General features: G+C 41.7%; 26 protein-coding genes. 1 reads left to right on the forward strand and 25 read right to left on the reverse strand.

What is annotated here, in order from left to right; translation table 11 throughout:
- Positions 1 to 701 precede the first annotated feature (701 nt).
- Positions 702 to 836, reverse strand: coding sequence for a hypothetical protein (locus E1I69_RS25295; protein ID WP_278186173.1), 135 nt, complete (start codon positions 834 to 836; stop codon positions 702 to 704).
- Positions 837 to 1,137: 301 nt separating this feature from the next.
- Between E1I69_RS25295 and E1I69_RS16670 the strand changes: the two genes are divergently transcribed.
- Positions 1,138 to 1,584: a VanZ family protein gene (locus E1I69_RS16670; RefSeq protein ID WP_136380700.1), complete on the forward strand. Its 447-nt coding sequence runs from the start codon at positions 1,138 to 1,140 to the stop codon at positions 1,582 to 1,584.
- An 11-nt stretch (positions 1,585 to 1,595) separates the two neighbouring features.
- Here the strand turns inward: E1I69_RS16670 and spoIID are convergent, their stop codons facing one another.
- From spoIID to atpB, 24 genes are all read right to left on the reverse strand, one after another.
- Positions 1,596 to 2,615 carry a stage II sporulation protein D gene (gene spoIID, locus E1I69_RS16675; protein ID WP_136380701.1) on the reverse strand — a complete coding sequence of 340 codons (1,020 nt, stop codon included), beginning with the start codon at positions 2,613 to 2,615 and terminating at the stop codon, positions 1,596 to 1,598.
- Positions 2,616 to 2,906: 291 nt separating this feature from the next.
- Positions 2,907 to 4,205 carry a UDP-N-acetylglucosamine 1-carboxyvinyltransferase gene (gene murA / locus E1I69_RS16680; protein WP_136380702.1) on the reverse strand — a complete coding sequence of 433 codons (1,299 nt, stop codon included), beginning with the start codon at positions 4,203 to 4,205 and terminating at the stop codon, positions 2,907 to 2,909.
- An 806-nt stretch (positions 4,206 to 5,011) separates the two neighbouring features.
- Positions 5,012 to 5,248, reverse strand: coding sequence for a DUF1146 family protein (locus tag E1I69_RS16685; protein ID WP_136380703.1), 237 nt, complete (start codon positions 5,246 to 5,248; stop codon positions 5,012 to 5,014).
- A gap of 225 nt (positions 5,249 to 5,473) precedes the next feature.
- Entirely contained in the window at positions 5,474 to 6,985 is a 1,512-nt protein-coding gene (gene nuoN, locus E1I69_RS16690; RefSeq protein WP_136380704.1) for an NADH-quinone oxidoreductase subunit NuoN, read from the reverse strand.
- A 4-nt stretch (positions 6,986 to 6,989) separates the two neighbouring features.
- Positions 6,990 to 8,501: a complex I subunit 4 family protein gene (locus E1I69_RS16695; RefSeq protein WP_136380705.1), complete on the reverse strand. Its 1,512-nt coding sequence runs from the start codon at positions 8,499 to 8,501 to the stop codon at positions 6,990 to 6,992.
- A complete protein-coding gene (gene nuoL, locus E1I69_RS16700; RefSeq protein WP_136380706.1) occupies positions 8,498 to 10,366 on the reverse strand; it encodes an NADH-quinone oxidoreductase subunit L in 1,869 nt (622 codons plus the stop codon). Before nuoL ends, E1I69_RS16695 begins: the two co-directional genes overlap by 4 nt.
- A gap of 74 nt (positions 10,367 to 10,440) precedes the next feature.
- Complete coding sequence (gene nuoK / locus E1I69_RS16705; RefSeq protein ID WP_136380707.1) at positions 10,441 to 10,755, reverse strand: NADH-quinone oxidoreductase subunit NuoK; 315 nt, start codon at positions 10,753 to 10,755, stop codon at positions 10,441 to 10,443.
- Positions 10,752 to 11,267 carry an NADH-quinone oxidoreductase subunit J gene (locus tag E1I69_RS16710; RefSeq protein ID WP_136380708.1) on the reverse strand — a complete coding sequence of 172 codons (516 nt, stop codon included), beginning with the start codon at positions 11,265 to 11,267 and terminating at the stop codon, positions 10,752 to 10,754. The genes nuoK and E1I69_RS16710 overlap by 4 nt, the downstream gene beginning before the upstream one ends.
- Entirely contained in the window at positions 11,264 to 11,683 is a 420-nt protein-coding gene (gene nuoI, locus E1I69_RS16715; RefSeq protein WP_136380709.1) for an NADH-quinone oxidoreductase subunit NuoI, read from the reverse strand. Before nuoI ends, E1I69_RS16710 begins: the two co-directional genes overlap by 4 nt.
- Positions 11,684 to 11,713: 30 nt before the next feature.
- Positions 11,714 to 12,715, reverse strand: a complete 1,002-nt coding sequence (nuoH, locus tag E1I69_RS16720) for an NADH-quinone oxidoreductase subunit NuoH (protein ID WP_136380710.1) — start codon at positions 12,713 to 12,715, stop codon at positions 11,714 to 11,716.
- Positions 12,715 to 13,815 carry an NADH-quinone oxidoreductase subunit D gene (locus E1I69_RS16725; protein ID WP_136380711.1) on the reverse strand — a complete coding sequence of 367 codons (1,101 nt, stop codon included), beginning with the start codon at positions 13,813 to 13,815 and terminating at the stop codon, positions 12,715 to 12,717. Before E1I69_RS16725 ends, nuoH begins: the two co-directional genes overlap by 1 nt.
- A gap of 3 nt (positions 13,816 to 13,818) precedes the next feature.
- Entirely contained in the window at positions 13,819 to 15,213 is a 1,395-nt protein-coding gene (locus tag E1I69_RS16730) for an NADH-quinone oxidoreductase subunit C (protein ID WP_136380712.1), read from the reverse strand.
- Between the two features lies 1 nt (position 15,214).
- Positions 15,215 to 15,727 (reverse strand): NuoB/complex I 20 kDa subunit family protein, encoded by a 513-nt coding sequence (locus E1I69_RS16735; protein WP_010677187.1) that lies wholly within the window; start codon positions 15,725 to 15,727, stop codon positions 15,215 to 15,217.
- Positions 15,718 to 16,095 (reverse strand): NADH-quinone oxidoreductase subunit A, encoded by a 378-nt coding sequence (locus tag E1I69_RS16740; RefSeq protein WP_116352017.1) that lies wholly within the window; start codon positions 16,093 to 16,095, stop codon positions 15,718 to 15,720. The genes E1I69_RS16735 and E1I69_RS16740 overlap by 10 nt, the downstream gene beginning before the upstream one ends.
- Before the next feature lie 897 nt (positions 16,096 to 16,992).
- Positions 16,993 to 18,297, reverse strand: coding sequence for a DUF4179 domain-containing protein (locus E1I69_RS16745; protein ID WP_136380713.1), 1,305 nt, complete (start codon positions 18,295 to 18,297; stop codon positions 16,993 to 16,995).
- Positions 18,273 to 18,812: an RNA polymerase sigma factor gene (locus E1I69_RS16750; RefSeq protein WP_136380714.1), complete on the reverse strand. Its 540-nt coding sequence runs from the start codon at positions 18,810 to 18,812 to the stop codon at positions 18,273 to 18,275. The genes E1I69_RS16745 and E1I69_RS16750 overlap by 25 nt, the downstream gene beginning before the upstream one ends.
- A 306-nt stretch (positions 18,813 to 19,118) precedes the next feature.
- On the reverse strand, positions 19,119 to 19,523 hold the full coding sequence (locus E1I69_RS16755) for a F0F1 ATP synthase subunit epsilon (protein WP_136380715.1): 405 nt from the start codon (positions 19,521 to 19,523) through the stop codon (positions 19,119 to 19,121).
- 25 nt (positions 19,524 to 19,548) lie between these two features.
- The gene (gene atpD / locus E1I69_RS16760; RefSeq protein ID WP_136380716.1) at positions 19,549 to 20,970 is read right to left on the reverse strand and encodes a F0F1 ATP synthase subunit beta; all 1,422 of its coding nucleotides are present in this window, start codon (positions 20,968 to 20,970) and stop codon (positions 19,549 to 19,551) included.
- A gap of 89 nt (positions 20,971 to 21,059) precedes the next feature.
- The gene (locus E1I69_RS16765) at positions 21,060 to 21,917 is read right to left on the reverse strand and encodes a F0F1 ATP synthase subunit gamma (protein WP_136380717.1); all 858 of its coding nucleotides are present in this window, start codon (positions 21,915 to 21,917) and stop codon (positions 21,060 to 21,062) included.
- 111 nt (positions 21,918 to 22,028) lie between these two features.
- Positions 22,029 to 23,540, reverse strand: coding sequence for a F0F1 ATP synthase subunit alpha (gene atpA, locus E1I69_RS16770; protein ID WP_136380718.1), 1,512 nt, complete (start codon positions 23,538 to 23,540; stop codon positions 22,029 to 22,031).
- Between the two features lie 11 nt (positions 23,541 to 23,551).
- Positions 23,552 to 24,094 (reverse strand): F0F1 ATP synthase subunit delta, encoded by a 543-nt coding sequence (locus E1I69_RS16775; protein ID WP_136380719.1) that lies wholly within the window; start codon positions 24,092 to 24,094, stop codon positions 23,552 to 23,554.
- Positions 24,091 to 24,615 (reverse strand): F0F1 ATP synthase subunit B, encoded by a 525-nt coding sequence (gene atpF / locus E1I69_RS16780; protein WP_116352010.1) that lies wholly within the window; start codon positions 24,613 to 24,615, stop codon positions 24,091 to 24,093. Before atpF ends, E1I69_RS16775 begins: the two co-directional genes overlap by 4 nt.
- 222 nt (positions 24,616 to 24,837) lie before the next feature.
- Positions 24,838 to 25,056 (reverse strand): F0F1 ATP synthase subunit C, encoded by a 219-nt coding sequence (gene atpE, locus E1I69_RS16785; protein WP_116352009.1) that lies wholly within the window; start codon positions 25,054 to 25,056, stop codon positions 24,838 to 24,840.
- A gap of 88 nt (positions 25,057 to 25,144) precedes the next feature.
- Positions 25,145 to 25,879, reverse strand: a complete 735-nt coding sequence (gene atpB / locus E1I69_RS16790) for a F0F1 ATP synthase subunit A (protein ID WP_116352008.1) — start codon at positions 25,877 to 25,879, stop codon at positions 25,145 to 25,147.
- Positions 25,880 to 25,927 lie beyond the last annotated feature (48 nt).

Below are 25,927 nucleotides of genomic sequence, written 5' to 3' on the forward strand. Positions count from 1 at the left end.
TTTTCTGCTTTTAAGCATAAAAAATCCCCCTTTTTGGTGATAGTTTTTCGACAACTCTATTTTACCAAAATCGGGGGTTTTTTGTATTTTTTTATGAAAACCTACGGTTTTCCAGTTATTTGGAAACGTTTTTCAGTGACCTCGGACGGTTCCGTTGGTCCCCGGAGTTGTGTGGGGAGCCACAGGGACGGTTCTTGTGGATCCAGAGTTGATGAAGGCGTTTATCAGAGGGGCGGGTGCGCTTTAGGGGCATCATCTCAAGGATTTTTCCGCAGGCAGACGCGCACTCGCTGCTTCACACTCTGATGAAGGACTTTTCACTTTACCCGAGCTAGTGTTTAGGTCTTCATAATCTTGATGAAGACCATTCCCAAGTTGCCAAACATGCATTCAGGTCTTCATATCTCTAATGATACCTTTCAGTGCGTGCCCTTGACTCATTCGGGTCTTCATTACCTCGATGAAGACCATTCCCAAACTGCCAAACGTGCATTCAGGTCTTCATATCTCTAATGATGACCTTTCAGTGCGTGCCCTTCACTCATTCGGGTCTTCATCACCTCGATGAATACCATTCCCAAGTTGCCAAACATGCATTCAGGTCTTCATATCTCTAATGATGACCTTTCAGTGCGTGCCCTTGACTCATTCGGGTCTTCATCACCTCGATGAAGACCATTCCCAAACTGCCAAACGTGCATTCAGGTCTTCATCACCTCGATGAATACCACTCGCGCCTTCAACATTTCCTCTTCATACTCCCAATGAAAAGGATTCGTACCAAACGCACCTTCCACTTTCCTCTTCATAACCCCAATGAAAGGGACTCGAACCAAACGCACCTCCCGCTTTCCTCTTCATTACCCCTATGAAAAGGATTCGTACCAAACGCACCTCCCGCTTTCCTCTTCATCACCCCAATGAAAAGGATTCGTACCAAACGCACCTTCCATTTTCCTCTTCATAGCCGACGAAGCAGAAAACCACCGTTAATTTCCTTGCATGTTCCCCTTTCGTCTACAACTCCGACGACGCTCCGTCCTCAACATCTTGATGGATCATGAATAGTATCTCCCCCACACTCCCAATGAATGCTATACTATGTAAGTACATTTTAAAAAGGAGACTTACTCATTCATGAAGGCTTTTTTACGACTTCTACTATTAATCGCACCTTTTCTATATATGATTTTTATTTTCATTTTATCCAGCCTTCCATCTGACGCAATCGTGAACACTCCGTTTTCTTGGGATCAGGCTTTTAAAGAATCACTCCACCTAATCGAATTTGGGATTCTCTACGGACTGTGGGTTATGTTTTTTCTCGTGCAAGGAAAGTTCACGCCGAAAACAAGTATTCTGGCTGCGGTTCTCTCCATCGCTTATGGGTTCTCCGATGAGCTTCATCAATATTTTGTTCCCTACCGATCCGCAACCGTCATTGACCTTGTTAAAGACACAATTGGTGTGCTGGTCTTATTTTCGATTGTAAAGGTAAGCTATTTTGGTGAAAAACTACCACGATTCAAAAACCTACTTCAACGGATAGAAGGACTAAACGGCAAAAAGGCAGATGGGAATTAATCCCTCTGCCGTTATTTCTTCACCGTTAATTTATTTAAAAAGTTCTCTGTGGATGTAATTTCCACGCCCTGATAGTAATGCGCCACGATTTCCTTGTAGTTCTTTCCTTCCTTCGCCATTCCGTCTGCGCCGTACTGACTCATGCCAACCCCGTGTCCGTATCCTTTCGTCTTAATGACAACCTGGTTGCCCTTACGTTCCAACGTAAAATCGGTTGAGCGGAGTCCTAATGTTTCACGAACTTCCCTACCTGTAAAACTCTTTCCGCCAATCTCAACCGTTGCCACACGATTGGACTGAGTTCTCGCTGTCACTTTTCCAATCTCATTTCCACTGCCGATCTTAATCCCGAGCTTTTGTTCAAAATCAGCAACTGACATTTGAACTTGGTCGTAAAATTTCTCTGTATTCACATCCCACGGACTTTTGACACTTTTTAAATAGGGATATTCATTACTATAGTAATCCTGGGAATTTTCCGTGTATCCATTACTTGTTGAGAAAAATTGGGCATCAATTGGCGCTCCATCATAGGTCAGAATTTGACCCTGTGTTTCTTTCACGGCTTGCGTAATTTTCTTGATTTTCCAATCATAATCGCCTTTCCATTCCGCTTTTAATTCCTCGATACTTTTATATACTTGATGGTTCGTCGTATCTGACACATCAGCACCGTCTGGAACACCGATTTTTTCTTCACTTAGCATATGACGCACCACATAGGTTCTTGCAGCCAATGCCTGAGCCTTTAATGCCTCTAGTTCAAATTTTGCAGGCATTTCCTTTGCGAGCACACCTACGACATAATCCTCAAGCGGAACATTTTCAATTTTTTGAGCACTGACGCGGTGCACAGCCACCTCTACTGTCGGCCCCGAAGCTATTTGAGGCGGTTCTGGATTCGATTGTCGTTCTTCTGCAAGTTTTACCGCATCCTTACCGGAGAACGGAATGACTAGCATCGATGGAATCAATAGAATCAAGACAAAAAGAACAGAAACTAGTACAATGATGGGTTTAATCTGTTTCATGAATGCAAGCCTCCACATAAAAATTAATGCATTTCGTTCATGCACCTATATATCAATATTTATGGAGGTGGACAAGCATTTATGACTCAAAATAGTAAAAAGGCTATATTCTATTTTTTGCCATCCTTAAAAACGAGACGAAAAAAAAAAAACGGAGGTAAGCCGAACATGTCTTGCATGGCAGGCAAACATCATATCTCTTTTAAAAAAGAAAAATGTAAATGAATAAAAATAAAAAAGCTAGAGATATTACCTTGTATGGGTAATGTCCCTAGCTTTTCTGCGGTTAGGTCAAAAGTTCACTTTAACTTCTTCCACGAGGCTTTCAGTTTCTTCGTTGATACGTTCAATGTCAGCACCTAATGCCGCAAGCTTTTGGTGGAAGTTCACATAACCACGGTCTAAGTGCTTTAGTTCTGTTACACGAGTGTAGCCATCTGCAACCAATCCGGATAAAATAAGTGCAGCAGCAGCGCGTAAATCAGTTGCGGCTACTTCAGCTCCTTGAAGCTGTGATTCTCCGTTGATAATAACAGAACGGCCTTCAATTTTAATATCACCGTTCATGCGTCGAAATTCTTCGACGTGCATGAAGCGATTTTCAAATACAGTTTCTGTAATCATACTTGTGCCCTGTGCACGAAGTAATAATGCCATCATTTGTGATTGCATATCCGTTGGAAAACCAGGATGTGGCATCGTTTTAATATCGACGGCCTTTAATCGATCTGGTCCAATTACACGTAAACCATCTTGTTCTTCAATGATGGTAACGCCCATTTCTTCCATTTTTGCAATTAGCGAACTAAGGTGTTCTGGTACTGCACCTCGAACAAGCACATTACCGCCTGTTATAGCAGCAGCCACCATAAATGTACCTGCTTCAATACGATCAGGGATTATATTATGTGCTGCTCCCTGTAATTCTTTTACACCTTCAATTCGAATGGTTCCAGTGCCAGCACCTCGTACCTTGGCTCCCATTGCATTAAGGAAGTTAGCAAGGTCAACAATTTCTGGTTCTTTTGCACAGTTTTCAATGATAGAAATTCCATCAGCAAGTGTAGCAGCCATCATAATGTTTTCAGTAGCTCCTACGCTTGGAAAATCCATATATACTTTTGCACCGCGAAGTCGTCCATTGACTTCGGCATCAATATATCCATTTCCAACCTTCACAACTGCACCCATTGCTTCAAATCCTTTTAAATGCTGGTCAATGGGTCTTGAACCTATTGCACAGCCGCCAGGAAGAGCAACTCTCGCGTGACCATTGCGGGCAAGCAATGATCCCATAACAAGTACAGATGCGCGCATTTTTCGAACATATTCAAAAGGTGCTTCTGTTTTTAGCTCTCTTGATGCATCGACAACGATTTGATTGTTTGCAAATGTAACCTCTGCGTTTAAATGGCGCAATACCTCATTAATCGTATACACATCTGAGAGCGTGGGTACTTCATTTATTACACTTTTACCATTACTAGCTAATAAGGATGCAGCGATAACTGGCAAAACAGCGTTCTTTGCGCCTTCTACTTTGACTGTGCCGTTTAACCTATGACCGCCGCGGACGATGATTTTTTCCAAGGTATTCCCCTCCGCGTCCCATTTTCTATATATTCATATTCATTCTTAACAATTGGTGTTCCATCTTGACTGTTGTTTATAGAACCCAATCTTTGCCCATTCATTACTTGTAGTGGAAAAATTCGTTCGCACTGATGTAGTATATGCAACCCACCGGGCAAATGTCTCTATATTGGGTGTGTGTACAACTTGTACATCGTTCCATAAAAATTGGATAATCGCCCGCTAACACGGCTAATTCCAAACTTTTTCATGTATAATTTTTACACAAAACCAATTTACATCATATCACTCAGAGCTACATTGGCACAAGTGAAATTTGTGGGAATTTCGCAATAATTGTCGACAAATATTAGAATATTCGAAGGAATATTATTAAGTGAAAACTTCTCATAGTTCACATAGTACATATAATACGAAAAGAACTTCTTTTTTTTGAGGGTTTGTCTTCTTCTTTCGACCATTTAAAGTTATATTAAAATAGAAATTGATGACATTCTGTAGTGGAAAATATTTAAGCCTTTGAAAATCATCAATTCTAAACATGAGGTTCCTTCGCATTATCACCGTTACCTTCTAATGGGTCATTCCAATAATATCCACCGAAATTTTTCGATGCATTAAGCATACTAAGAAATGTTTTGATAAAAGTCATGGTTACCTGAACAAGAATGTTATCTCTGATTTCCTCTCCTTACTTACATTTTTACCAGTGCCCCACTGGCGAATACGTGGAAAGTAGTGGAGAACGTATGCCGTCACTTTAATTAGAATTATCTTTACAAAAACTTCCTGTATAAGACTGTTTAGTCGAGAATCGTTGGTAATTGTTGTGACCAGAGGAGATAATCTAAGAAGAAATTGCTGACCGTTGATCCGATAGCAATTGTCACAAGGATCAGAAGAACACGCACTTGGAAAACATGATTTGGTTTCACCAAATGCTCATACCGAATGCTTTGCAGGGCCCACCACGTAATCGCTATAAAAAATAAATGTGAAATAATACTGATAAGTGCTTGATACCCAAAACCAGCTAACATAAAACCTCTCCTTTCGAAAATCAAAGACGATGTGCACACGTCTTGTGGCAACATCCTTGTGCCCTAACTCGTATGAGCCGAAATCACACCACTCCATTTTACCATCTATTATTACGAAAGTCCCCTAAAAACAAGCATGCAAAAAGGAAGAGGCATCCCCATACCTCTCCCTGTAAAATACACCCCTGCTTGTTTGAAAAGGACTAGATATTCAAAGCTTCAGCTTTACCCGATAAAGTCCCCGAAGCTTTCGAACTGTTGAATGAATTCGAAGGCGACTCTTGGAAAAATCCCGAATCCAATTGTTCCGACTATCGCAACAATCACAACAATCAACACACCTAAAGGCAGTTTGATTTTGCTATTATCTGCAGCTGGTCTAAAGAACATTTGGGTAAGGATTCCAAAGTAATAAAAATACGAAACAACGGTTGTCGCAATCATAATCGATGCCAACACATAATGCGATGGACTTGTGACAAATGCCCCGATGAAAATCTCAAGTTTTCCGATAAAACCTGCTGTTCCCGGAATACCCGCTAACGAAAGAATGAATACACTGAGTCCAACAGCTAGAACTGGTGAGCGCTTATACAGTCCTGCAAATTGACTAATGTCCTCTGAGTCCGTTTTTTGCGTAATGACTTGAAGAACCGAAAAGAATCCAAGACTCATGAACAGATAGGCCACCAAATAGAACCAAATCGCATCCATCATAAAATAGGAGAAAACAACAAATGCTACTAATAAATATCCAGCGTGTGCAATACTTGAATAGGCCATCATCCGCTTTACATTTCGTTGTCTGAGTGCAACAGTGTTACCAATAATCATTGTTGCTCCCGCAATGATCGCTAACAGATCCTGCAAGTGGTACAATAAAAACTGCGTTTCTTCATTGCCAGATGGAGCTTGAATGAAGGCTGTTACCACAATTCGTAAAATGATAACAAAGCCTGCTGTTTTTGAAACAACACTTAAAAAGGCTGTAACCGGTGTTGGTGCTCCTTGATAAACATCTGGTGCCCACATATGGAATGGAGCAGCTGCGATTTTAAAGGATAAACCGACCACCATCATAAACAGTGCGAGGGCAATAAGGTAAATATGCTGTGGATCCTGAAGCCTTGCAAACACCATCATGATTTCTTTTAAGTTTGAAGTTCCAGTTAGACCGTAAACATAACTAACACCGAATAAAAAGATTGCGGTTGAAACCGTACCGTTAATTACATATTTCATCGCGGATTCATTAGATAGCTTATTGCGTTTTCGAATTCCAGCTAAAATATAAGATGAAATCGAGAGCAATTCTAATCCGACAAATAATGTAATCAAATCAGCACTTGATGTCATAATCATCGTACCCAACAGTGCGGCTAGAAGTAGGTAGTAAAACTCGCCGCGGTACCCGCCAATGCCATCTTTCGGCTCATAGCTCATAGCAAGCAAGATGACAAGACCTGTTCCTACTAATAAAATCAGTTTAAATGCAATCGCAAATGAATCAAGTCTAAATGTATCGTACAAGATGGACGTAACGTCATTTCCAATTAAAGAGACTGTAAACCCAATTGCAACAAGGATTCCAACAATTCCAATCCATCCAAGTGAGCGTCGGTCCTTGTCTTTCCCCATAAATAAATCTACCAACGATAGAAGGGTTGCAACACCGAGGATGATAAATTCTGGTGCCATAACTCCCCAATCAAAGCTTAACAAAGTTTCTGTATCCATCGGCTCACCCTCCTAACCCTAGCATGATTGTTTCAAGTGCGACCTGAAGTGGCTGTGTAAGCACGTTAGGATAAACACCAATTAATACGATAAACCCAAGTAACATAATAACCGGCACTATTTCAATCGGACGTAAATCAACTGTGCCCTCATAGGATTGAGTTGTTTTTCCATATGTCACATTTAACACCGCACGTAATAAATACACAGCTGTCATAATGATACCAATTGCCCCAATTGCAGCAAGTACTGGCATCTCCTTGAACAATCCAAGGAAGGCCATAAATTCACTAACAAATCCGGACATTCCCGGTAGTCCTAGTGAAGCCATTGCCGCTGCTAATAAAAATCCAGCAGTTAGCGGCATTACCTTCGCAAGTCCACCAAGCTTGTCAATATACGATGTTCCAGTCCGCTCATACATGACCCCAATTAAGAAGAACAATAACGCTGAAATTAAACCATGTGACACAACCTGGAATACCGCCCCTTGCACTCCCGCTTCATTCATCGCACCGAGACCAATCAACACAATCCCCATGTGAGAAATACTCGAGTAGGCAAGAACCATTTTAAAGTCCTTTTGGACAAAAGCTAAAAATGCACCATATAATAGGTTGATAACCCCTAGAACGGCAACAATCGGTGCTAATCTGCTAAACTCTTCCGGGAAGAATCCCATTCCAAAGCGGATGATTCCGTACGCTCCAATTTTCAAAAGGATCCCCGAGTGAATCATTACAATCGATGGCGGTGCTTGTACGTGTACACGCAACATCCATGTGTGCAACGGAAAAATCGGTAATTTGATTCCAAATCCGATAAGGACGGCAATCAATAATCCAAGACGTAAATCTTCTGAAAATTGACCTGGAATTGGTAAACTATCTGCCGGGCTTGCAAAAATTGCTGTTAATGCTGCGATATTCGTTGTTCCAGCCTTCGCAAAAATGATCATAATGACAATCAGCAAAATGGCAGACCCGAGTCCGTTAAAGATTAAGAAGCTAAACGCTGCTTTTTCTTTTTCAAAATAACCCCATTTCCCAATTAGGAAGAACGTCGAAATGAGCGTCATTTCAAAGAAGACAAAGAATAAAATCAAGTTTCCTGCTGTAAACACACCAAGCATGCCAAGTTCGAGTAAAAGGAATAGCATGAAATACCCTTTCCATTCCTTTTTAATATGAACAGAGGCAATCGCCGCTAGCGTCGAAATTACGGTCGTTAACAGGACGAGCACTAAGGTTAGACCGTTAAGTGCCATCTCGTAATTGACTTCCCACGGATTTCCTTTCGGTAAAAAGCCAAACCAATAGACCGTTTCCTTTAGCTTTTCAAGATCTCCACCACCTGTATAAAACCCGTATGCATATAGAGCAAGAACAAGTGAAGGAATCGTTGCTAAGACCCCAACAAGCTTGATTGTTTTTTCTTCAGTTTTTGGTACAAACGCAAGAACCGCAATACCTAAAATCGGGAAGAATACTAAAAGTGTAAGAATAAATGAGCTCATCTTAAGTACCCCCCTGTCAGTGCTACAACGAGAAGTAAAATGGCTAATCCCACAAAGGCAACGGATGTGTACATTTGTACCTGGCCATTTTGAAGCTTAGCACCAAGCTTTCCGATTCCCTGTGTAGCCTGGGCCACACCTTTTACAATGCCACCAACTAAAAATTCATCGATATAGCGAAGGAATAAACTAAATACCTTTGTCACATAAACAACAGTCATGTTGTAAAACTCATCAATAAAATATTTGTTGTAAACGATGCTATACATGATGGGTGCGCGAGAACTGAAAAAGTCTCTTGAAATTGATTTTCTTTGATACATCGCATAGGCAAGTAAGATACCAAATAGAGATACGAAAGTTGCAACTGCCACAATCCAACCTGGTCCTTCTATATGGCCCGGTCCGTATAAATTCGTCCCTTCTGTTAACCAGTCCCCTAAAAACGTTCCAAACCAAGGTGTATTCACATAACCCGCTACAACAGCAAGGACACCTAGAACAATCATTGGAATCGTCATTGAACTTGGTGACTCTTTCACATTTGTTTGGTTGCCTCTTACCTCACCAGTGAAGACCATAAAGAACAAACGGAACATATAAAATGCGGTAAAGAACGCTGCAAGTACTGCTAACCAGAACAATACGTAATTCCCTTGTACCCAGGTTGCAAGTAAGATTTCATCCTTACTGAAGAATCCTGAGAAAAGCGGAACACCACTGATGGCTAAGGTTCCAATTAAGAACAACGGACCTGTAATGCGAAGCTTTTTCCATAATCCGCCCATTTCTTCGATGTTCTGAGTATGGACGGCATGAATTACACTACCCGCTGCTAAAAACAGCAAAGCTTTAAAGAAAGCATGTGTCATTAAGTGGAATACCCCTGCAACATAGCCAGCAGATCCTAACGCAAGCATCATGTAGCCGAGCTGACTCACGGTGGAGTAGGCAAGAACACGTTTGATATCCTTTTGGGCTAAGCCAATAGTTGCTGCAAAAATAGCCGTAATGCCACCAATCACAGCCACTGTCATCATCGCCGCATGGCTTGCTGCAAATAACGGGAACGTTGTTGCCACCAAATAAACTCCTGCTGCAACCATCGTAGCCGCGTGAATTAAAGCTGATACAGGTGTCGGACCTTCCATCGCATCCGGCAACCATGTGTGAAGTGGAAATTGACCTGATTTACCAACGGCTCCCACAAAAATTAAAATGGCGGTTAAGGTAATCATGGTTGATGAAATTTCCCCAGCGCCAACGGCTTCAAAAATTTTATCATATTCAAAGCTACCAACTTGCCAGAATAATAGAATCATCCCGATTAATAGACCAACATCCCCGATTCGCGTCATAATAAACGCTTTTTTCGCGGCAGCCTTTGCTTCTTCCTTATAAAAGTAGAAACCAATTAATAGAAATGAACCGAGTCCAACAAGCTCCCAGAAAATATACGTTTGCAGTAGGTTTGGTGAGATCACCAAGCCTAGCATTGCAAAGGTAAATAATCCAAGGTACGCATAAAATACAGGAAAGCGTTCATCCCCTTGCATATACCCTTTGGAATACATATGTACTAAAAAGCTAACAAGTGATACTACCACTAACATAAGTGCATTTAATTGATTGACTTCAAACCCCGCTGTTAAGTGAACATCCCCAATTGATAACCACATGCTCTCATATTTGAATGTTGGATTCCCGAGTCTTGCCACGAGAACCAACACCGAGTAGACGAATGAGACAAACGTTAGCAGAATGCCAATATAGGCACTCGACTCCTTCATTCGTTTACCGAATATAAGAAGGAACAAAAAAGAGATAAGCGGGAAAAGCGGTATGATCCATGCATTTTCCATCATCGTATCACAATCCCCTTCTTGGATCTTTACGTTAAAGGCAAGCGAAACTCCCAAGCCCACCGCCTTTACCGGTTTTAATGTTTCATCGTATTCATTTCATCGATGTTTACTGTACGTTTATTGCGGTATAGTGCCATCAGGATCGCTAGACCCACAGCAAATTCAGCTGCCGCTATGGCGATTGTAAACAATGCAAAAATTTGCCCGGTAATGCCTGGGGCCATTCCATATTTACTAAAAGCTACAAAATTAATATTCACGGCATTCAACATCAACTCAACAGAAATCAAGACAATCACAGTATTTCTTTTTGTGAATGCGCCATATAGGCCGATACAAAATAAAATTAACGCTAGGACCAGGTAGGCTGCTAATGGAATTGAACTCATTCCTCATTCGCCTCCTCTTCATTGTCTTTCTTCGCCAAGATGATTGCCCCTATTAACGCGACAAGCAACACAACAGAGGTTAATTCAAATGGAATGACATACTTTGCAAAAAGCTCGATTCCAATTTTTTCAGTATTGTTGACATGAAGTTCAGTTGCTTGCCCGCCAAAATCCAAGTCGTAAATGCCGAGATACACGGAAACACCAAATGCAAGAATCCCAAAAACAACAAGCAGCGTTCTACCTCGACTAGCCTTTGGCTCGCTTGTGTCATTGTGCTTCGTGAGCATGATTCCAAAGAGCATTAAAATGGTAATGGCTCCTGAATAAATCAAGACCTGTACAGCTGCAACAAATTCCGCATGAAGCATCACGTACAATCCTGCGATACTAATAAAGGTGAATACAAGTGCGATAACCATATGTATGACCCTTTGGAGGTTCAGCATCAATATACCGCCGCCAATCGCACTAATTGCAAGGACTATGAATGCTAAAAATTCTCCGGTCACACTTTATTCTCCTTCCTTACGTTCGTATCGTTTTCATCTAACCACTCAAGATTTTTAAACAAATCATCACGACTATATTCTGCAAGTTCAAAGTTGTTTGTCATGACAATGGCTTCTGTCGGACAAACCTCTGTGCAAAGATCACATAGAATACAGATTTCAAAGTTGATGTCATACGTATCAATGATTTTCCCTTTTTTGGTTGGATCAGGGTGTTTTTTCCCGGTTAACTGGATACAATCGGTTGGACAAATGTTGGCGCATTGATTACATACAATACATTTTTCCGGATAAAATTTTTGAATACCACGAAAGCGATCTGGCAGTGGCAGTGGTTCATTCGGATAATCATATGTGACTTTTTTATAGGTTAATTGATTAAGGGTGTACTTCATCCCTTTTAGTAAGCCAAACATAGTTTGTCACCCCTTTATTAGGTAGTTACTCTAGAAAAATAATTCCTTAATTAAAGCCGATAAGAAAATGTTGGCTAACGCGATTGGAAGTAGAACCTTCCAGCCGAATTCCATCAATCTGTCCGCACGTAGACGCGGGAATGTAGAACGGAACCAGATTAAGACAAAGATCACCAAGCTAAATTTCAAGGAGAACCAAACTGCACCTGGTATAAAATCTAGGAATAAAACAGGCTTCCATCCCCCTAAGAAAAGGACAGTCGTTAACGCAGCCATCGCAAACATATACACATATTCTGCCAGCATAAAGAAGGCCCATCTAAATCCTGAGTACTCAATATGGAAACCAGCGACAATCTCTGATTCTGCCTCAGGTAAGTCAAACGGTACACGATTGAGCTCCGCGACAGATGCGATAAAAAAGACAATAAAGGCAATCGGCTGTGCAAAAATAAACCAAACCTTATCCTGGGCTTCAACGATATCCGATAGGTTTAAGCTACCCGATAATAAAATAACTCCGATTACTGACATTACGAGTGGAATCTCATAGGAAATCATCTGTGCTGCTGCACGCATTCCTCCCATAAGGGCATATTTGTTATTCGATGCCCAACCACCTGCAGCAATTCCGATCGTCGTAAGACCAGATACAGCAATATAATAAAGTAAGCCCACACCAATATCTGCAAACTTATAACTATCCGTGAACGGAAGGACTGCGACAACCATGAAGGCTGGAGCAAATGCAATCACAGGGGCGATAATAAATAATGGGCGGTCCGCAACCTTCGGAATCACGTCTTCTTTTATAAGTAGCTTTAGGACGTCAGCTACTGTTTGTAAAAGTCCCCAACGTCCACCAACCTGATTTGGACCCATACGCGCTTGCATAAATCCCATGACTTTCCGTTCCGCAAGAATTCCATATGTTACGAAACCTAAGATGACAAAAAGTAGGACGGTAGCAAGTAAAAAGAAAATACCAAAATTCAGCCAACTCGGAGGTGAATTTAGTAGGTTTTCAATCATTAACCATCAACCTCCCCAAGGACGATGTCTATCGCACCTAAGATTGCAATCAAGTTTGCCATATTTTCTCCCTTTAAAAGCTTCGGAAGGATTTGGAGATTGTAAAAGGACGGTCGTCTAAATTTCAAACGATATGGTTCTTTTTTTCCATCACTCGAAATATAGCAGCCAATTTCCCCACGTGGTGATTCAATGCGTACATATGCCTCACCCTTAGGCGCTTTAATGATTTTCGGAACCTTTGCCATAATTGGTCCTTCTTCGGGGAATTGTTCTACCGCCTGTTCCACAATTTTTAGAGATTCCTCAATCTCTGCCATGCGGCAGTGATAGCGTGCCCATGCATCTCCTCCATCCCTTGTTGGCACTTCAAAGTCAAAACGGTCATAGATGGAATATGGCTCATCTTTTCGGAGATCCCATTTCACTCCTGTACAACGAAGGTTCGTACCACTCAAGGAATAATTCAACGCATCTTCCTTCGTGTACTTTCCAACCCCAATCACACGGTCACGGAAAATTTCATTTCCTGTAACGAGCTGGTGGTATCCAGGAAGTTGTGATCTCATATAAGGAACAAATTCTTTTACTTTTTCGATCCATCCCTCAGGCGCATCCCATTTAACCCCACCTACACGCATGTAGTTAAACGTAAGCCTAGCTCCAGATAGTTCATTTAGTAGATTGATAATCATTTCTCTTTCTCGAAACGCATAGAGAAATGGCGTTGTTGCTCCAATATCAAGCAAATATGTTCCCCACCACACAAGGTGGCTCGCAATCCGACCCAATTCCATCGCCAGGATGCGCAAATACTCCGCCCTCTCTGGAACCTCAATGTCCATCATTGTTTCTACCGCGTGACAAAGTACATAGTTATTCGTCATCGCCGATAAATAATCCATTCGGTCTGTGTACGGAATAATTTGCGTGTATTGTAAATCCTCAGCAAGCTTTTCAGTACCACGGTGAAGATATCCAATTACAGGTGTAGCCTCCTTGAGGATTTCTCCGTCAATTTTTACGACAAGACGGAATACTCCGTGTGTACTTGGATGCTGTGGCCCTACATTTAGGAGCATTTCTTCTGTACGAATCATATGCTACACCTCCACATCATACGGTTCATAATCTTTTCTAAGTGGATACCCCACCCAGTCATCCGGTAATAGGATTCGTGTTAAGTTTGGATGTCCAGTAAAAGTGATGCCGAGCAAATCATACGCTTCACGCTCTGGCCAATTTGCCCCTTCCCATAAAGGCTGCAAGGATGCAGTTGTTGGCTCATCACGGTCAAGCTTAACCTTTAACGCAACAGATTGACGGTTTTTATATGAGAATAAGTGAACATATACTTCCATATGCGTCTGGAAGTCGGTTCCATGCAGTTCTGAAAGGTAATCGAACCCAAGCTGTTCATTAAACTTCAAAAACTGTGCAATCTTAAAATATGTATCTGGTTTTGCAACAAGTGTGGGCACGTCTTTTGAGAGTGAATTAATATACGAATCTTCTAAAACGTCTTCCCCTAGGTGTTCCGTGATTACTTTCACGTACTTATCTAAATATTTTTGGTTTGGAGATGGTGTTGCCTCTTCGACTTCTTCTGGCTCTCCGCCTGCAGCGGCCTTAGCTCTCGCTGCTGCAGCTGCCTTCGCTTTTGCCGCCGCGATGGCTTTTGCCTTTTCCTTGGCAAGATCGTCTGCTCCGCCAGCACCAGCTGCTGCTTTCGCTTTCGCCGCGGCCGCTGCCTTTGCCTTTGCGGCTGCTACCGCCTTCGCTTTCGCTTTTGCCAACTCGTCATCGTCCGAACTGGTCCCTGCCTTTTCTGCAGCCTTCTGCTTCGCTAGTGCTGCGGCCTTTGCCTTCGCCGCTGCAACGGCTTTAGCTTTTGCCGTAGCCAAGTCGTCGTCTGACCCTGCTCCAGCCTTTTCTGCCGCCTTCTGCTTTGCTAGTGCTGCGGCCTTCGCCTTAGCTGCTGCCGCGGCTTTTGCTTTAGCTGATGCTTTATCATCTGCCTCCGACGTTTCTCCCGATGACGCTTCTGCTGCTTTTTGCTTTGCTAGCGCTGCGGCCTTCGCCTTGGCTGCTGCCGCGGCTTTCGCTTTCGCTGTTGCTTTATCATCTGCCTCCGACGTTTCTCCCGATGACGCTTCTGCAGCCTTTTGCTTTGCTAGCGCTGCGGCCTTCGCCTTAGCTGCTGCCGCGGCTTTTTGCTTGGCTATATCCACATCGCCCTCTTCTGACGATTCTGAATTTTTGTCAGCCTCTGCTGCCTCTTCAGCCTGCTGTTTTGCTTTTTGCTTCGCTAATGCCGCTGCCTTTGCCTTTGCGGCTGCTGCCGCTTTTGCCTTCGCAATATCTATATTTTCTTCCTTTGATTCATCTTCACTCTTCGCTTCAACCGCCTGTTTTTCAGCTAGTCGCTTTCGTGCGGCTTCCTTTGCTTTCTCAGCAGCCTCACGCTTAAGTTGTTCAAGGTCTTTTTCTTCGCTCACGCTAAATCACCTTCTTCCCCGTTTTAGCCTCATAGCGAATCTTCTCTCTTAATTTATTAATCCCGTAAATGAGAGCAGCTGGATTTGGAGGACAACCAGGAATGTACACATCAACCGGTACAATTTGGTCAACTCCTTTAACAACCGCATACGATTTCACATAAGGCCCCCCTGCAGTTGCACAAGACCCCATCGCAATTACCCATTTTGGCTCAGGCATTTGATCATACAATCTCTTTAAAACTGGAGCCATTTTCTTCGTCACCGTTCCCGACACAATCATACAATCCGACTGACGAGGAGACGTACGGAAAAAGGAACCGAAACGATCTAAATCATAGTGAGAAGAACCTGTCCCCATCATTTCAATCGCACAACAAGCCAGACCAAATGTAAGTGGCCACAACGAATTACTTCGTGCCCAACCCTTCACCTGCTCCAGCGTCGTCAAAAATACACTTCTCTTTAACTCTTCCATCTCTAAATCTGAAATACCATCCATTTTTAAATCCATTTTAACACGCCCTTCTTCCAAGCATATACTAAGCCGATAACGAGCATTACAACGAAAATAAACATCTCAACTACTGCGAAAATTCCAAGTTTTTCGTAGGCAACCGCCCATGGATATAAAAATACAGTCTCCACATCAAAAATGACAAACAATAGCGCAAAAATATAATAACGTACATTAAACTGTACCCGAGAATCATGGAATGGCTCAATCCCGCTCTCATATGTAGTAGCCTTCTCCTCACTAGGAGCATGTGGACGAAGCAACTTCCCCAGAAACAACGCCACAATCGGGAGTAAAATACCCAACAACAAGAAGACAAACACAATCATGTAACTATTCAAATACTGATTCAAAAGATCCTCCATGCAGCCCCCTCCGATATCCCCAACATTTTATTAACAAAATATTATAAATGTAACCGAATTCATTATAGCACTTTTCCCAACCAAGTGTCGACCAAACCTGCCACTTATTCTACGAAATTACCATTTCTGACAAATGGGGAAAAAACAGGCTGGGAAAGCCCGCTTTCCCTAGCCATTTTTTCCTCATTTGCAGTTTCAGCCATAGCTGAAATGATGAAACCATAGTTTCATCAAAATGGTAATTTCCCCATTTCAAAGAACTAAGACCCAGATGGTCGACACTTGGTCCCCCCTTTTAGCCAAAAAGGCCGCAGGCGTTTTTTTGGCGTACTCCCCATTTCTTCAACATAAAAATATTCGTAACGAAGTTACGCCCACCAATAAGTTTTTTATATTCATACCATCACTCATTCGATTTATCTCCCCTGATGGTACATTTAACCCTTTTTCATACCCTCACCCGATCGATTTCCACCTCTCGAGGGTACGATTAGCCCTTTTTCGTACCCTCACCCTTTCGACTACCACCTCTCGAGGGTACGATTAGCCCTTTTTCGTACCCTCACCCTTTCGACTACCACCTCTCGAGGGTACGATTAGCCCTTTTTCGTACCCTCACCCTTTCGACTACCACCTCCCGAGGGTACGATTAACCCTTTTTCATACCTCACCTGCTCGACTTCAGCCCCTCGATGGCAAGATTACACCTCTAGAAACCTACTAACTAAATACAAAATACATCCACGCCCCCAATAACCTCTCAGCCTAAAATTACAAATATCATCTACACTAATAACCTATTGTCCAATAACAAAAATTATCAGCCATAATTCAAAATTATGGTCCAAAAACGAAAAAAGGACTACATATAAGTAGTCCAAACTCACAAACTCACACTCACTCCCCTACCTCAATCGTCACCTCTAGTTCCTTCAAAAATTTCGGAGCCTTTTGTTTATAGGTTACAACACGAATATCATCCTCAGTCACATCTGCAGCAAACTGTACCTCATATTGATGTACAGCATTCTCGATGCGTTTTGGTGTTTGTTCCTGATGAAGGGCTTCCCCGTTTTTCTTCTCAATCAAAATATTATTTGCTTGCCAAAATGCATCTTCACCCTTTGTTTCCACTATGAGGGTCACTATATTATTTTCACTCTTAATGTCTAATACAGTAATTTCTCCTATTCCGCCTTGTGAAAGCGTCAGTTTTTCACCGGTCCAATCTGCTTTTACTTCTTCCACCTTCTCATTTCCAACGATTAAATAAGGTTTAAACGTTAGTGACTTCGGCATAGTCTCCAGAGGTTCATAGTAATAACTGTAGGTTTGTAGTAACTGACCGTTCTTCATCGGTCCTCCACCGCCCCCTCCACTAAACGGCTGCAGCACATTCCCCTTGTCATCCACGATTTGATAATCTAACCAATCATACTTTTTACTCTCAAATACCTTTTCATCCATAATCTGACGAAACACAATCTCCGTACTAGTTGGGAAAAATGTCACTTTATCCACATGTATCGTTAAATCCTCAGACGCCACTGTTTCATTTACAAGAAAAGCACGGTTGTCTCCTTGTTTCGTGATTGGTAACTCTACATGTAATGCTTTTTCTTTTTGCGAACGTATGCCAAGAGTAAACTGATCTGGTAATTCGTCATCTACTCGAATACTCAATATCCCAGCATAATCTCCATTTTCTAATACTTCACCACGTTCTCCCATCCCATAACTAACACCTTTCCCATCAATGGTTAACCGTAAGTTCGATAAAAAATCCGTAGGATAGGTTGTTTTCTCTTGGGTATAAGATTCAATCAGATACCCAATATGAATCTGTGAGCCATCATAAAGACTCTCCGTAAAAGTAATCACTTGCCCATCTATTTCGACCTGTTTACCTAATAAAGTGGTTAGCCCCTCTTTTTCTCCCTTTTGGGTACCGATATCCCCTACCATCTTAAAAATAGACCCAATGACTGGTGCAGACTTCAACGTCTCAGCTAAAGTTGGAGACATAAAAGATATCCCAAATAAAAGGAAGCCCACCAAAAACACTGCGGCAACTGGATAATAGAAGCGTGGATATGTCTTCTTTTTTGGAAGGGAACGGAGTGTTTCGTTCATGCGATTCTCCACACTTGCAGGTACCTGTGGGTTTGCCCTTATCTTTATTTTCTCTTCCCATTTATCCATGATGATCCCTCCTCTTTTACATCCCAGAGCTCACGCATTTTTTCACGCGCACGACGCAGTCTTGTTTTGATCGTATTTTCTGGTACCTCATATATTTGTGCCAGCTCCAAAATCGACATTCCTTCAATATGAAAAAGCTTCAATAATTGAGATTGCTCTTCCGGCAGTTTACTGAGCATTTGTTCAACCTCCACTTCCTCATATCCTTGTTCCGTCATCTGAGGCTCAAACAAGTCCCCAATATTTATGACATTCTTTTTCTTTCTTAACAACTGGTAACATTCATTTAATACAATTCGGCACAGCCAGCTTTTAAAATAAGCAGGTTCTTTTAACGTATCAATCTTTTGGTATGCATTAATGATTGCCTCCTGAATCGCATCCGCACAATCTTCGTCATTTGTTAAGATTGTTTTTGCCACACGATACATCAAAAGCTTATGAGCGATAATCAGTTTTTCAAAGGAAGACTTACTCCCACGCCTCGCCTTTTTCACCTCTTTTGCAATATCCAAAGTATGCTCTCCTTTCCGAGTCAACCTAATCCTTAGATACAAGAAAAAGGCAAAAGGTTTCAATAAAAATAAAAAATCCCCTATTTAATGGCCTATTACTGTTAAAACCATTATATAAGAGATCAAATTTTAGGAATAGCTGGTTTGAATTCTTATAATACTTACTAAAGTTCATCCTTCTATCAACTTTAGCAAAATCCCCCCAATCGCCTGTCAGCCATCTATGCTCGAAACGAACCCAACCCAAATACGACAAAAACCCCCAGGACCAAAGGCCTCTGGGGGTTCCCAACATCAATACTAAAATTAGTATTTGTTTTGTGTTACGTTTAATCGATTGATGGCACGTTTTAAAGCGAGCTCTGCTCGTTTAAAATCGACATGTTCTTGTTTCGCCTGCAAGCGTTGTTCAGCACGGTGCTTTGCTTGTTGTGCACGGTGAACATCAATGTGCTCTGCTGTTTCAGCAGCTTGAGCAAGAATAGTTACTTGGTCAGGACGAACCTCGAGAAAGCCTCCACTTACAGCCACAAGTTCAGTGTTGCCTTCCTTCTTAAGTCTAACTGCCCCTACTTGAAGAGGAGCAACCATAGGAATATGTCCTGGTAGAATACCAAGCTCACCGCTTTGAGCTTTGGCACTTACCATTTCCACATCAGCTTCATAAACTGGGCCATCAGGAGTCACGACATTGACTTTTACTGTCTTCATTTTATACCCTCCTAGGTCCCGTTAATTATGCTTCAACACCCATGCGCTTTCCAGCTTCTACTGCTTCTTCAATTCGACCAACTAGACGGAACGCATCTTCAGGAAGATAGTCGTACTTACCTTCTAGGATTTCCTTGAATCCACGAACAGTTTCCTTAACTGGAACATATGAACCTGGTTGACCAGTGAACTGCTCCGCAACGTGGAAGTTTTGAGATAAGAAGAATTGGACACGACGCGCACGGTGTACGACTAACTTATCCTCATCACCTAACTCATCCATACCAAGGATTGCGATGATATCTTGTAGTTCACGGTAACGTTGTAATGTTTGTTGTACTTGACGTGCAACTTCGTAATGCTCGTCGCCAACGATCTCAGGAGATAAAGCACGAGAAGTAGATGCTAATGGATCCACCGCTGGGTAAATACCCATCTCAGAAAGCTTACGCTCAAGGTTTGTTGTTGCGTCTAAGTGAGCAAACGTTGTAGCTGGAGCCGGGTCTGTATAGTCATCGGCAGGAACATAAATCGCTTGGATTGACGTTACAGATCCAACGTTTGTTGATGTAATACGTTCTTGTAATTTACCCATCTCAGTTGCTAGAGTTGGCTGGTAACCAACGGCAGATGGCATACGTCCAAGTAGGGCTGATACCTCAGAACCCGCTTGAGTGAAACGGAAAATGTTATCGATGAAGAATAACACGTCTTGGCCTTGCTCATCACGGAAGTATTCCGCCATTGTAAGACCAGTTAAGGCTACACGCATACGTGCACCTGGTGGTTCGTTCATTTGTCCGAATACCATCGCTGTTTTTGAAATAACTCCAGAGTCTTTCATTTCGTAGTATAAGTCGTTTCCTTCACGAGTACGCTCACCTACACCAGCGAATACGGAAATACCACCGTGTTCTTGTGCGATGTTATTGATAAGTTCTTGGATAAGAACTGTTTTACCAACACCCGCACCACCGAATAGACCAATTTTTCCACCTTTAATGTATGGAGCTAGAAGGTCTACTACCTTAATACCTGTTTCAAGAATTTCAACCTCAGTTGAAAGTTGTTCAAATGTTGGTGCTTCTCTGTGAATTGCATCACGACGTGCATCAGCAGGAACCGGAGCATCAAGGTCAATGTTTTCACCTAGAACGTTAAATACACGTCCAAGTGTTACATCACCAACTGGTACAGAAATTGGCTTACCAGTGTCAGTAACCTCTAATCCACGAACCACACCGTCAGTAGATGACATCGCAACTGTACGTACAGTATCATCACCAAGGTGAAGCGCAACTTCAAGTGTTAAGTTGATGTCAACTTCATTTTCGTTACGCGCACTATGTTTAATCGTAAGGGCGTTATATATCTCAGGAAGATGGCCGCTGTCAAACTGTACGTCTACAACAGGACCCATAACTTGGGTAACGCGTCCTTTTGTCATCGTTTTCCCTCCTAACTTACTTTTCGAGGTCATTCAAATCTAATCGTTCACTTGAATGCCTTTTAATCTATTTAATGTTGTTATATGTTTTATTCGAGTGCTGCAGCTCCACCGACAATTTCCGTAATTTCTTGCGTAATTGCCGCTTGACGAGCACGGTTGTAAGAAAGAGTAAGTGAATCAATAAGCTCCTTCGCATTGTCTGTCGCATTTTTCATCGCAGTCATACGAGCGGAGTGTTCACTTGCCTTTCCATCTAAAAGTGCTCCGTAGATGAGACTTTCAGCATACTGAGGTAGCAATACCTCTAAGATCTCTTCTTGTGAAGGTTCAAATTCATAAGAAGTCTTTTTATTGTTGGCTGCTAAATCCGTTAAAGGAAGTAGTTTTTTCTCCGTTACATCGTGTTGAATTGCACTTACGAAGTGGTTATACCACATGTAAAGCTCATCATACGTACCGTCCGCAAACATATTCACAGTAGCATTTGCAATATCCTTAATTTCTGCAAAAGAAGGTTGATCAGATAAACCAGCGATTTCTAAGCTAACGGAAATGCCTCTTTTTACAAAGAAGTCACGGCCTACACGACCGATTGCAATTACTGTAAATTCATCCGTGCTTTTATGACGTTTTTGCATCGCCTGGTACGCACCACGAATTACGTTACTGTTATAGGCACCAGCTAATCCACGGTCAGATGTGATGACGATATAAGCAGTCTTTTTAACAGGTCTGTGAAGAAGCATTGGATGACTTGCTTCCGAACTGCCCACTGCGATATTCGCAACGACCTCTTGAATTTTCTCCATATATGGAACAAACGATTTTGCATTTGCTTCAGCACGGCTAAATTTAGACGCTGAAACCATCTGCATCGCTTTAGTAATTTGACTTGTTTTCTTTGTTGAAGTGATTCTTGTTTTTATATCACGTAAGGATGCCAAAGGTTCTCACCACCTTTTCCTCGATTATTCGTAAACGCTTTGGAACCGAGTCAACAAGCATTATTCAGATAAGCGACGCACGTGTTGAACGTCGCTTAAGCATTAAGTTCATTATTCAGAAACTGCAAAAGTCTTTTTGAAATCATTGATCGCTGAAGCAAATACTTCGTCTTCTGGAAGTTTACCAGTTGACTTGATGTGATCAAGAATTTCTGCCTTACGGTTATGCTCTAACCATACGTGGTATTCTTCCTCGAAACGAGAAATGTCTTGTACTGGAATATCATCAAGGAATCCACGAGTTAATGCATATAGAATCGCAACTTGCTTCTCTACCGCTAGTGGCTTATTTAAACCTTGTTTTAATACTTCAACTGTACGTGCACCACGGTTAAGTTTTGCTTGAGTTGCTTTATCAAGGTCAGAACCGAACTGTGCGAATGCTTCTAGCTCACGGTAAGAAGCAAGGTCAAGACGCAATGTACCTGATACCTTCTTCATCGCACTAATTTGCGCAGATCCACCAACACGTGATACCGATAAACCTGCGTTAACAGCAGGACGTACACCTGAGAAGAATAGGTCAGATTGTAAGAAAATTTGTCCGTCTGTAATCGAGATAACGTTTGTTGGAATGTATGCAGATACGTCACCAGCTTGTGTTTCAATGAACGGTAAAGCTGTAATGGATCCGCCACCTTTTGCGTCAGAAAGCTTCGCAGCACGCTCTAAAAGGCGAGAGTGTAGGTAGAATACATCCCCTGGATATGCTTCACGACCTGGAGGACGACGTAGTAATAATGAAAGTTCACGGTATGCAGAAGCTTGTTTTGTTAAGTCATCATAGATAACTAAAACGTGCTTACCATTGTACATGAACTCTTCACCCATTGTTACACCCGCATAAGGAGCTAAGAATAACATTGGAGCTGGTTGAGATGCAGAAGCTGTTACAACGATTGTGTAATCTAATGCACCATTTTTACGTAATGTTTCAACAACACCACGAACTGTTGATTCTTTTTGACCAATCGCAACGTAAATACAAATCATATTTTCGTTCTTTTGGTTTAGGATTGTGTCGATTGCAACAGATGTTTTACCTGTTTGACGGTCACCGATGATCAACTCACGCTGACCACGACCGATTGGAATTAATGCGTCAATCGCTTTAATACCAGTTTGTAGTGGTTCATGAACAGATTTACGGTCCATGATTCCAGGAGCTGGACTTTCGATTGGACGAGTTTTTGTAGTTTCGATTGGACCAAGACCATCAACTGGTTGTCCTAGAGAGTTAACAACACGGCCGATCAATGCTTCACCAACTGGAACCTCCATGATACGTCCTGTACGACGTACTTCGTCACCTTCACGAATATCTGTGAAAGGACCAAGGATGATAATACCTACGTTGTTTTCTTCAAGGTTTTGTGCCATACCCATGACACCGTTTGAAAATTCAACGAGTTCTCCAGCCATGACATTGTCGAGGCCATGAGCACGTGCGATACCGTCACCGACACTGATAACTGTACCAACTTCGCTCACTTGTATTTCAGACTGATAGTTTTCAATTTGCTTTTTTATCAGCGCACTAATTTCTTCAGCTTTGATGCTCATGAATTTCACCCCTATCTTTTCGCAATAAGTTGACGTTCTAAACGCTCTAACTTACCTTTTACACTGCCATCAAATATACGATTTCCGATTCGAAGCTTTACGCCACCAATCAGACTTGGATCTACAATGTTTTGAATGCGTAATGACGTTTTTCCAACCTTACGCGCAAATACGCTTGAGATTCCTGCTTCCTCTGAATCCGTTAAAGGACGTACAGAATAAACAGTTGCATCCGCAATTCCGCGTCTGTCATTTGCAAGTGCAATAAATTCTTCCGCCACATCAGCGATAATTTCTTCACGATGGCGGTCAATTAATAAATACAACGTATTTAATGTCATCTGTGAAAAACCTTGGAAGGATTGTGTGACAATCGCTTTTTTCTTATCAGCTGTAAGCTTTGGATTTTTTAATACAGATTGGAAATCATCGCTATTTGAAAACACTTGGTTCACTGTACGAATTTCTTCTTCATACTGATCAAGTGCATTTTGTTCACTTGCTAATTGAAAAAGAGCTACTGCATATCGCTTTGCTACGATTCCTTTGCTCATCGCCCTTCTCCTACCTCTTGAATATATTCGTTAATTAACTTCTCCTGATCTTCAAGGCTAAGTTCCTTTTCGATCACCTTAGAAGCAACTAACACTGAAAGTGATGCAACCTGTTCACGTAAAGCAGCAACAGCTTGTTCTTTTTCTTGAACGATTTCTTGCTTTGCCGCTTCTTTTAAACGGTTGGCTTCGTCACGAGCAGCTTGAATAATTCCTTCTTTCTGCTCTTCACCTAATTTACGTGCATTTTCGATTAACTCAGCAGCTTCTGTACGTGACTTTTTAAGAAGTTCACGCTGTTCTTCTGCTAATTTTTTCGCTTCTTGGTGATTTTGCTCTGCAGAATCAATTTCATTTGCGATATGTTCTTCACGTTGTTTCATGATATTCATGATTGGACCGAACGCAAATTTACGAAGTAACGCTAATAAAATGATGAATACAACCAATTGGAAAATGATATCTCCAAGGTTAACAGGCAATTTACCAGCGGCAGCGCCTAAGACAAAAAGATCTAACACCTATATTCCCTCCTTTTGCGAGTTCCAGGTCGAATGGAAGTCCTTAATTTCATCATCATGTGCAAATAGGCACGATTACATAATTTTTTGGGTAATACAAAGGAATGGCGAAGGTTCTCTTGGAATGATCTTCGCCATTTTTACCTAAGCCTTCACTTTTCAAGGTTACGAAATAAGGAAATCCCTTAGATGCAACTTCAAGGAAAGCTTCAAGAAATCATCTTAAGCGTTAGCGCCGAATACCATGAACGCGATAACTACAGCGATGATAGGAATCGCCTCAACTAACGCAACCCCGATGAACATAGTAGTTTGAAGTTTACCTTGTGCTTCTGGTTGACGAGCAATCCCCTCAACTGTACGAGATACGATAAGACCGTTACCAATACCAGCACCTAGTGCCGCTAAACCAATTGCAATTGCTGCTGCTAATAAACCCATTGAAAAAGTCCTCCTTTAATTGTATAAAAAATTTTATAATAATTGATTTTGTTTGCCCAAAAAGTCTCATTTTGGACAAGGTTTATTTTTAATGGTCTGTACTTACTTTGTGTGAAATATAAACCATTGTTAACATTGTAAAAATGTATGCCTGGATGGCACCAACAAAGATACTAAATCCTTGCCATGCAATCATCGGAATAAAGGCTCCGATTGTACCTAAGATACCTCCGAGAATGCCACTTTCATAACCACTTACTGCCATTCCAGCAATTAATCCAAGTAGGATTTCACCGGCATAGATGTTACCAAATAGACGCAGTCCGAGAGTTAATGTGTTTGCAAATTCTTCGATAATTTTTAACGGGAACATAAATGACATAGGTTTAAAGAAATCTTTACCGTATTCTTTCGCACCCTTCATCTTAATTCCATAGTAGTGCGATAGCCCAACAACCATAACTGCTAGAGTTAACGTAATCGTTGGATCTGCAGTTGGGGATTTCCACCATAATTCATGGCCCCAAATGATTGCAAACGGCAACCCTAAAAAGTTAGATACAAGGATATACATAATTAACGTAATTCCTAGTATTTGAAATCGTCCACCTGTTTGCCAGTCCATTGAACTTTTAATAATTCCTCGAACAAAGTCCATGACCCATTCCATAAAGTTCTGAGCACCGGTTGGCTTCATTGCAAGGGTACGAGTTCCGAGAACCGCGATAATGAATACAATTACACTCGCAATTGTGATCATCAGCATGTTAGATTTACTAAAATAAAGGCCAAATAATTCTATCGTAGGAGCTTCGTGACCCAACAGTATTCACCTCTCTTCCCATATTGTCCAGCGCAAACCTTGGTTTTA

Source organism: Bacillus timonensis (assembly GCF_004799755.1).
GTDB classification, from domain to species: Bacteria; Bacillota; Bacilli; order Bacillales; family Bacillaceae_L; genus Ferdinandcohnia; species Ferdinandcohnia timonensis_A.

What these genes read in the sequence shown, in the direction of transcription:
- E1I69_RS16670 (WP_136380700.1), top strand. Translation starts at nt 1,138, where the DNA reads ATGAAGGCTTTTTTACGACTTCTACTATTAATCGCACCTTTTCTATAT.
- spoIID (WP_136380701.1), bottom strand. Translation starts at nt 2,615, where the DNA reads ATGAAACAGATTAAACCCATCATTGTACTAGTTTCTGTTCTTTTTGTC.
- E1I69_RS16685 (WP_136380703.1), bottom strand. Translation starts at nt 5,248, where the DNA reads ATGTTAGCTGGTTTTGGGTATCAAGCACTTATCAGTATTATTTCACAT.
- nuoN (WP_136380704.1), bottom strand. Translation starts at nt 6,985, where the DNA reads ATGGATACAGAAACTTTGTTAAGCTTTGATTGGGGAGTTATGGCACCA.
- E1I69_RS16695 (WP_136380705.1), bottom strand. Translation starts at nt 8,501, where the DNA reads ATGAGCTCATTTATTCTTACACTTTTAGTATTCTTCCCGATTTTAGGT.
- nuoL (WP_136380706.1), bottom strand. Translation starts at nt 10,366, where the DNA reads ATGATGGAAAATGCATGGATCATACCGCTTTTCCCGCTTATCTCTTTT.
- nuoK (WP_136380707.1), bottom strand. Translation starts at nt 10,755, where the DNA reads ATGAGTTCAATTCCATTAGCAGCCTACCTGGTCCTAGCGTTAATTTTA.
- nuoI (WP_136380709.1), bottom strand. Translation starts at nt 11,683, where the DNA reads ATGTTTGGCTTACTAAAAGGGATGAAGTACACCCTTAATCAATTAACC.
- nuoH (WP_136380710.1), bottom strand. Translation starts at nt 12,715, where the DNA reads ATGATTGAAAACCTACTAAATTCACCTCCGAGTTGGCTGAATTTTGGT.
- E1I69_RS16725 (WP_136380711.1), bottom strand. Translation starts at nt 13,815, where the DNA reads ATGATTCGTACAGAAGAAATGCTCCTAAATGTAGGGCCACAGCATCCA.
- E1I69_RS16735 (WP_010677187.1), bottom strand. Translation starts at nt 15,727, where the DNA reads ATGGATTTAAAAATGGATGGTATTTCAGATTTAGAGATGGAAGAGTTA.
- E1I69_RS16740 (WP_116352017.1), bottom strand. Translation starts at nt 16,095, where the DNA reads ATGGAGGATCTTTTGAATCAGTATTTGAATAGTTACATGATTGTGTTT.
- E1I69_RS16745 (WP_136380713.1), bottom strand. Translation starts at nt 18,297, where the DNA reads ATGGATAAATGGGAAGAGAAAATAAAGATAAGGGCAAACCCACAGGTA.
- E1I69_RS16755 (WP_136380715.1), bottom strand. Translation starts at nt 19,523, where the DNA reads ATGAAGACAGTAAAAGTCAATGTCGTGACTCCTGATGGCCCAGTTTAT.
- atpD (WP_136380716.1), bottom strand. Translation starts at nt 20,970, where the DNA reads ATGACAAAAGGACGCGTTACCCAAGTTATGGGTCCTGTTGTAGACGTA.
- atpA (WP_136380718.1), bottom strand. Translation starts at nt 23,540, where the DNA reads ATGAGCATCAAAGCTGAAGAAATTAGTGCGCTGATAAAAAAGCAAATT.
- E1I69_RS16775 (WP_136380719.1), bottom strand. Translation starts at nt 24,094, where the DNA reads ATGAGCAAAGGAATCGTAGCAAAGCGATATGCAGTAGCTCTTTTTCAA.
- atpE (WP_116352009.1), bottom strand. Translation starts at nt 25,056, where the DNA reads ATGGGTTTATTAGCAGCAGCAATTGCAATTGGTTTAGCGGCACTAGGT.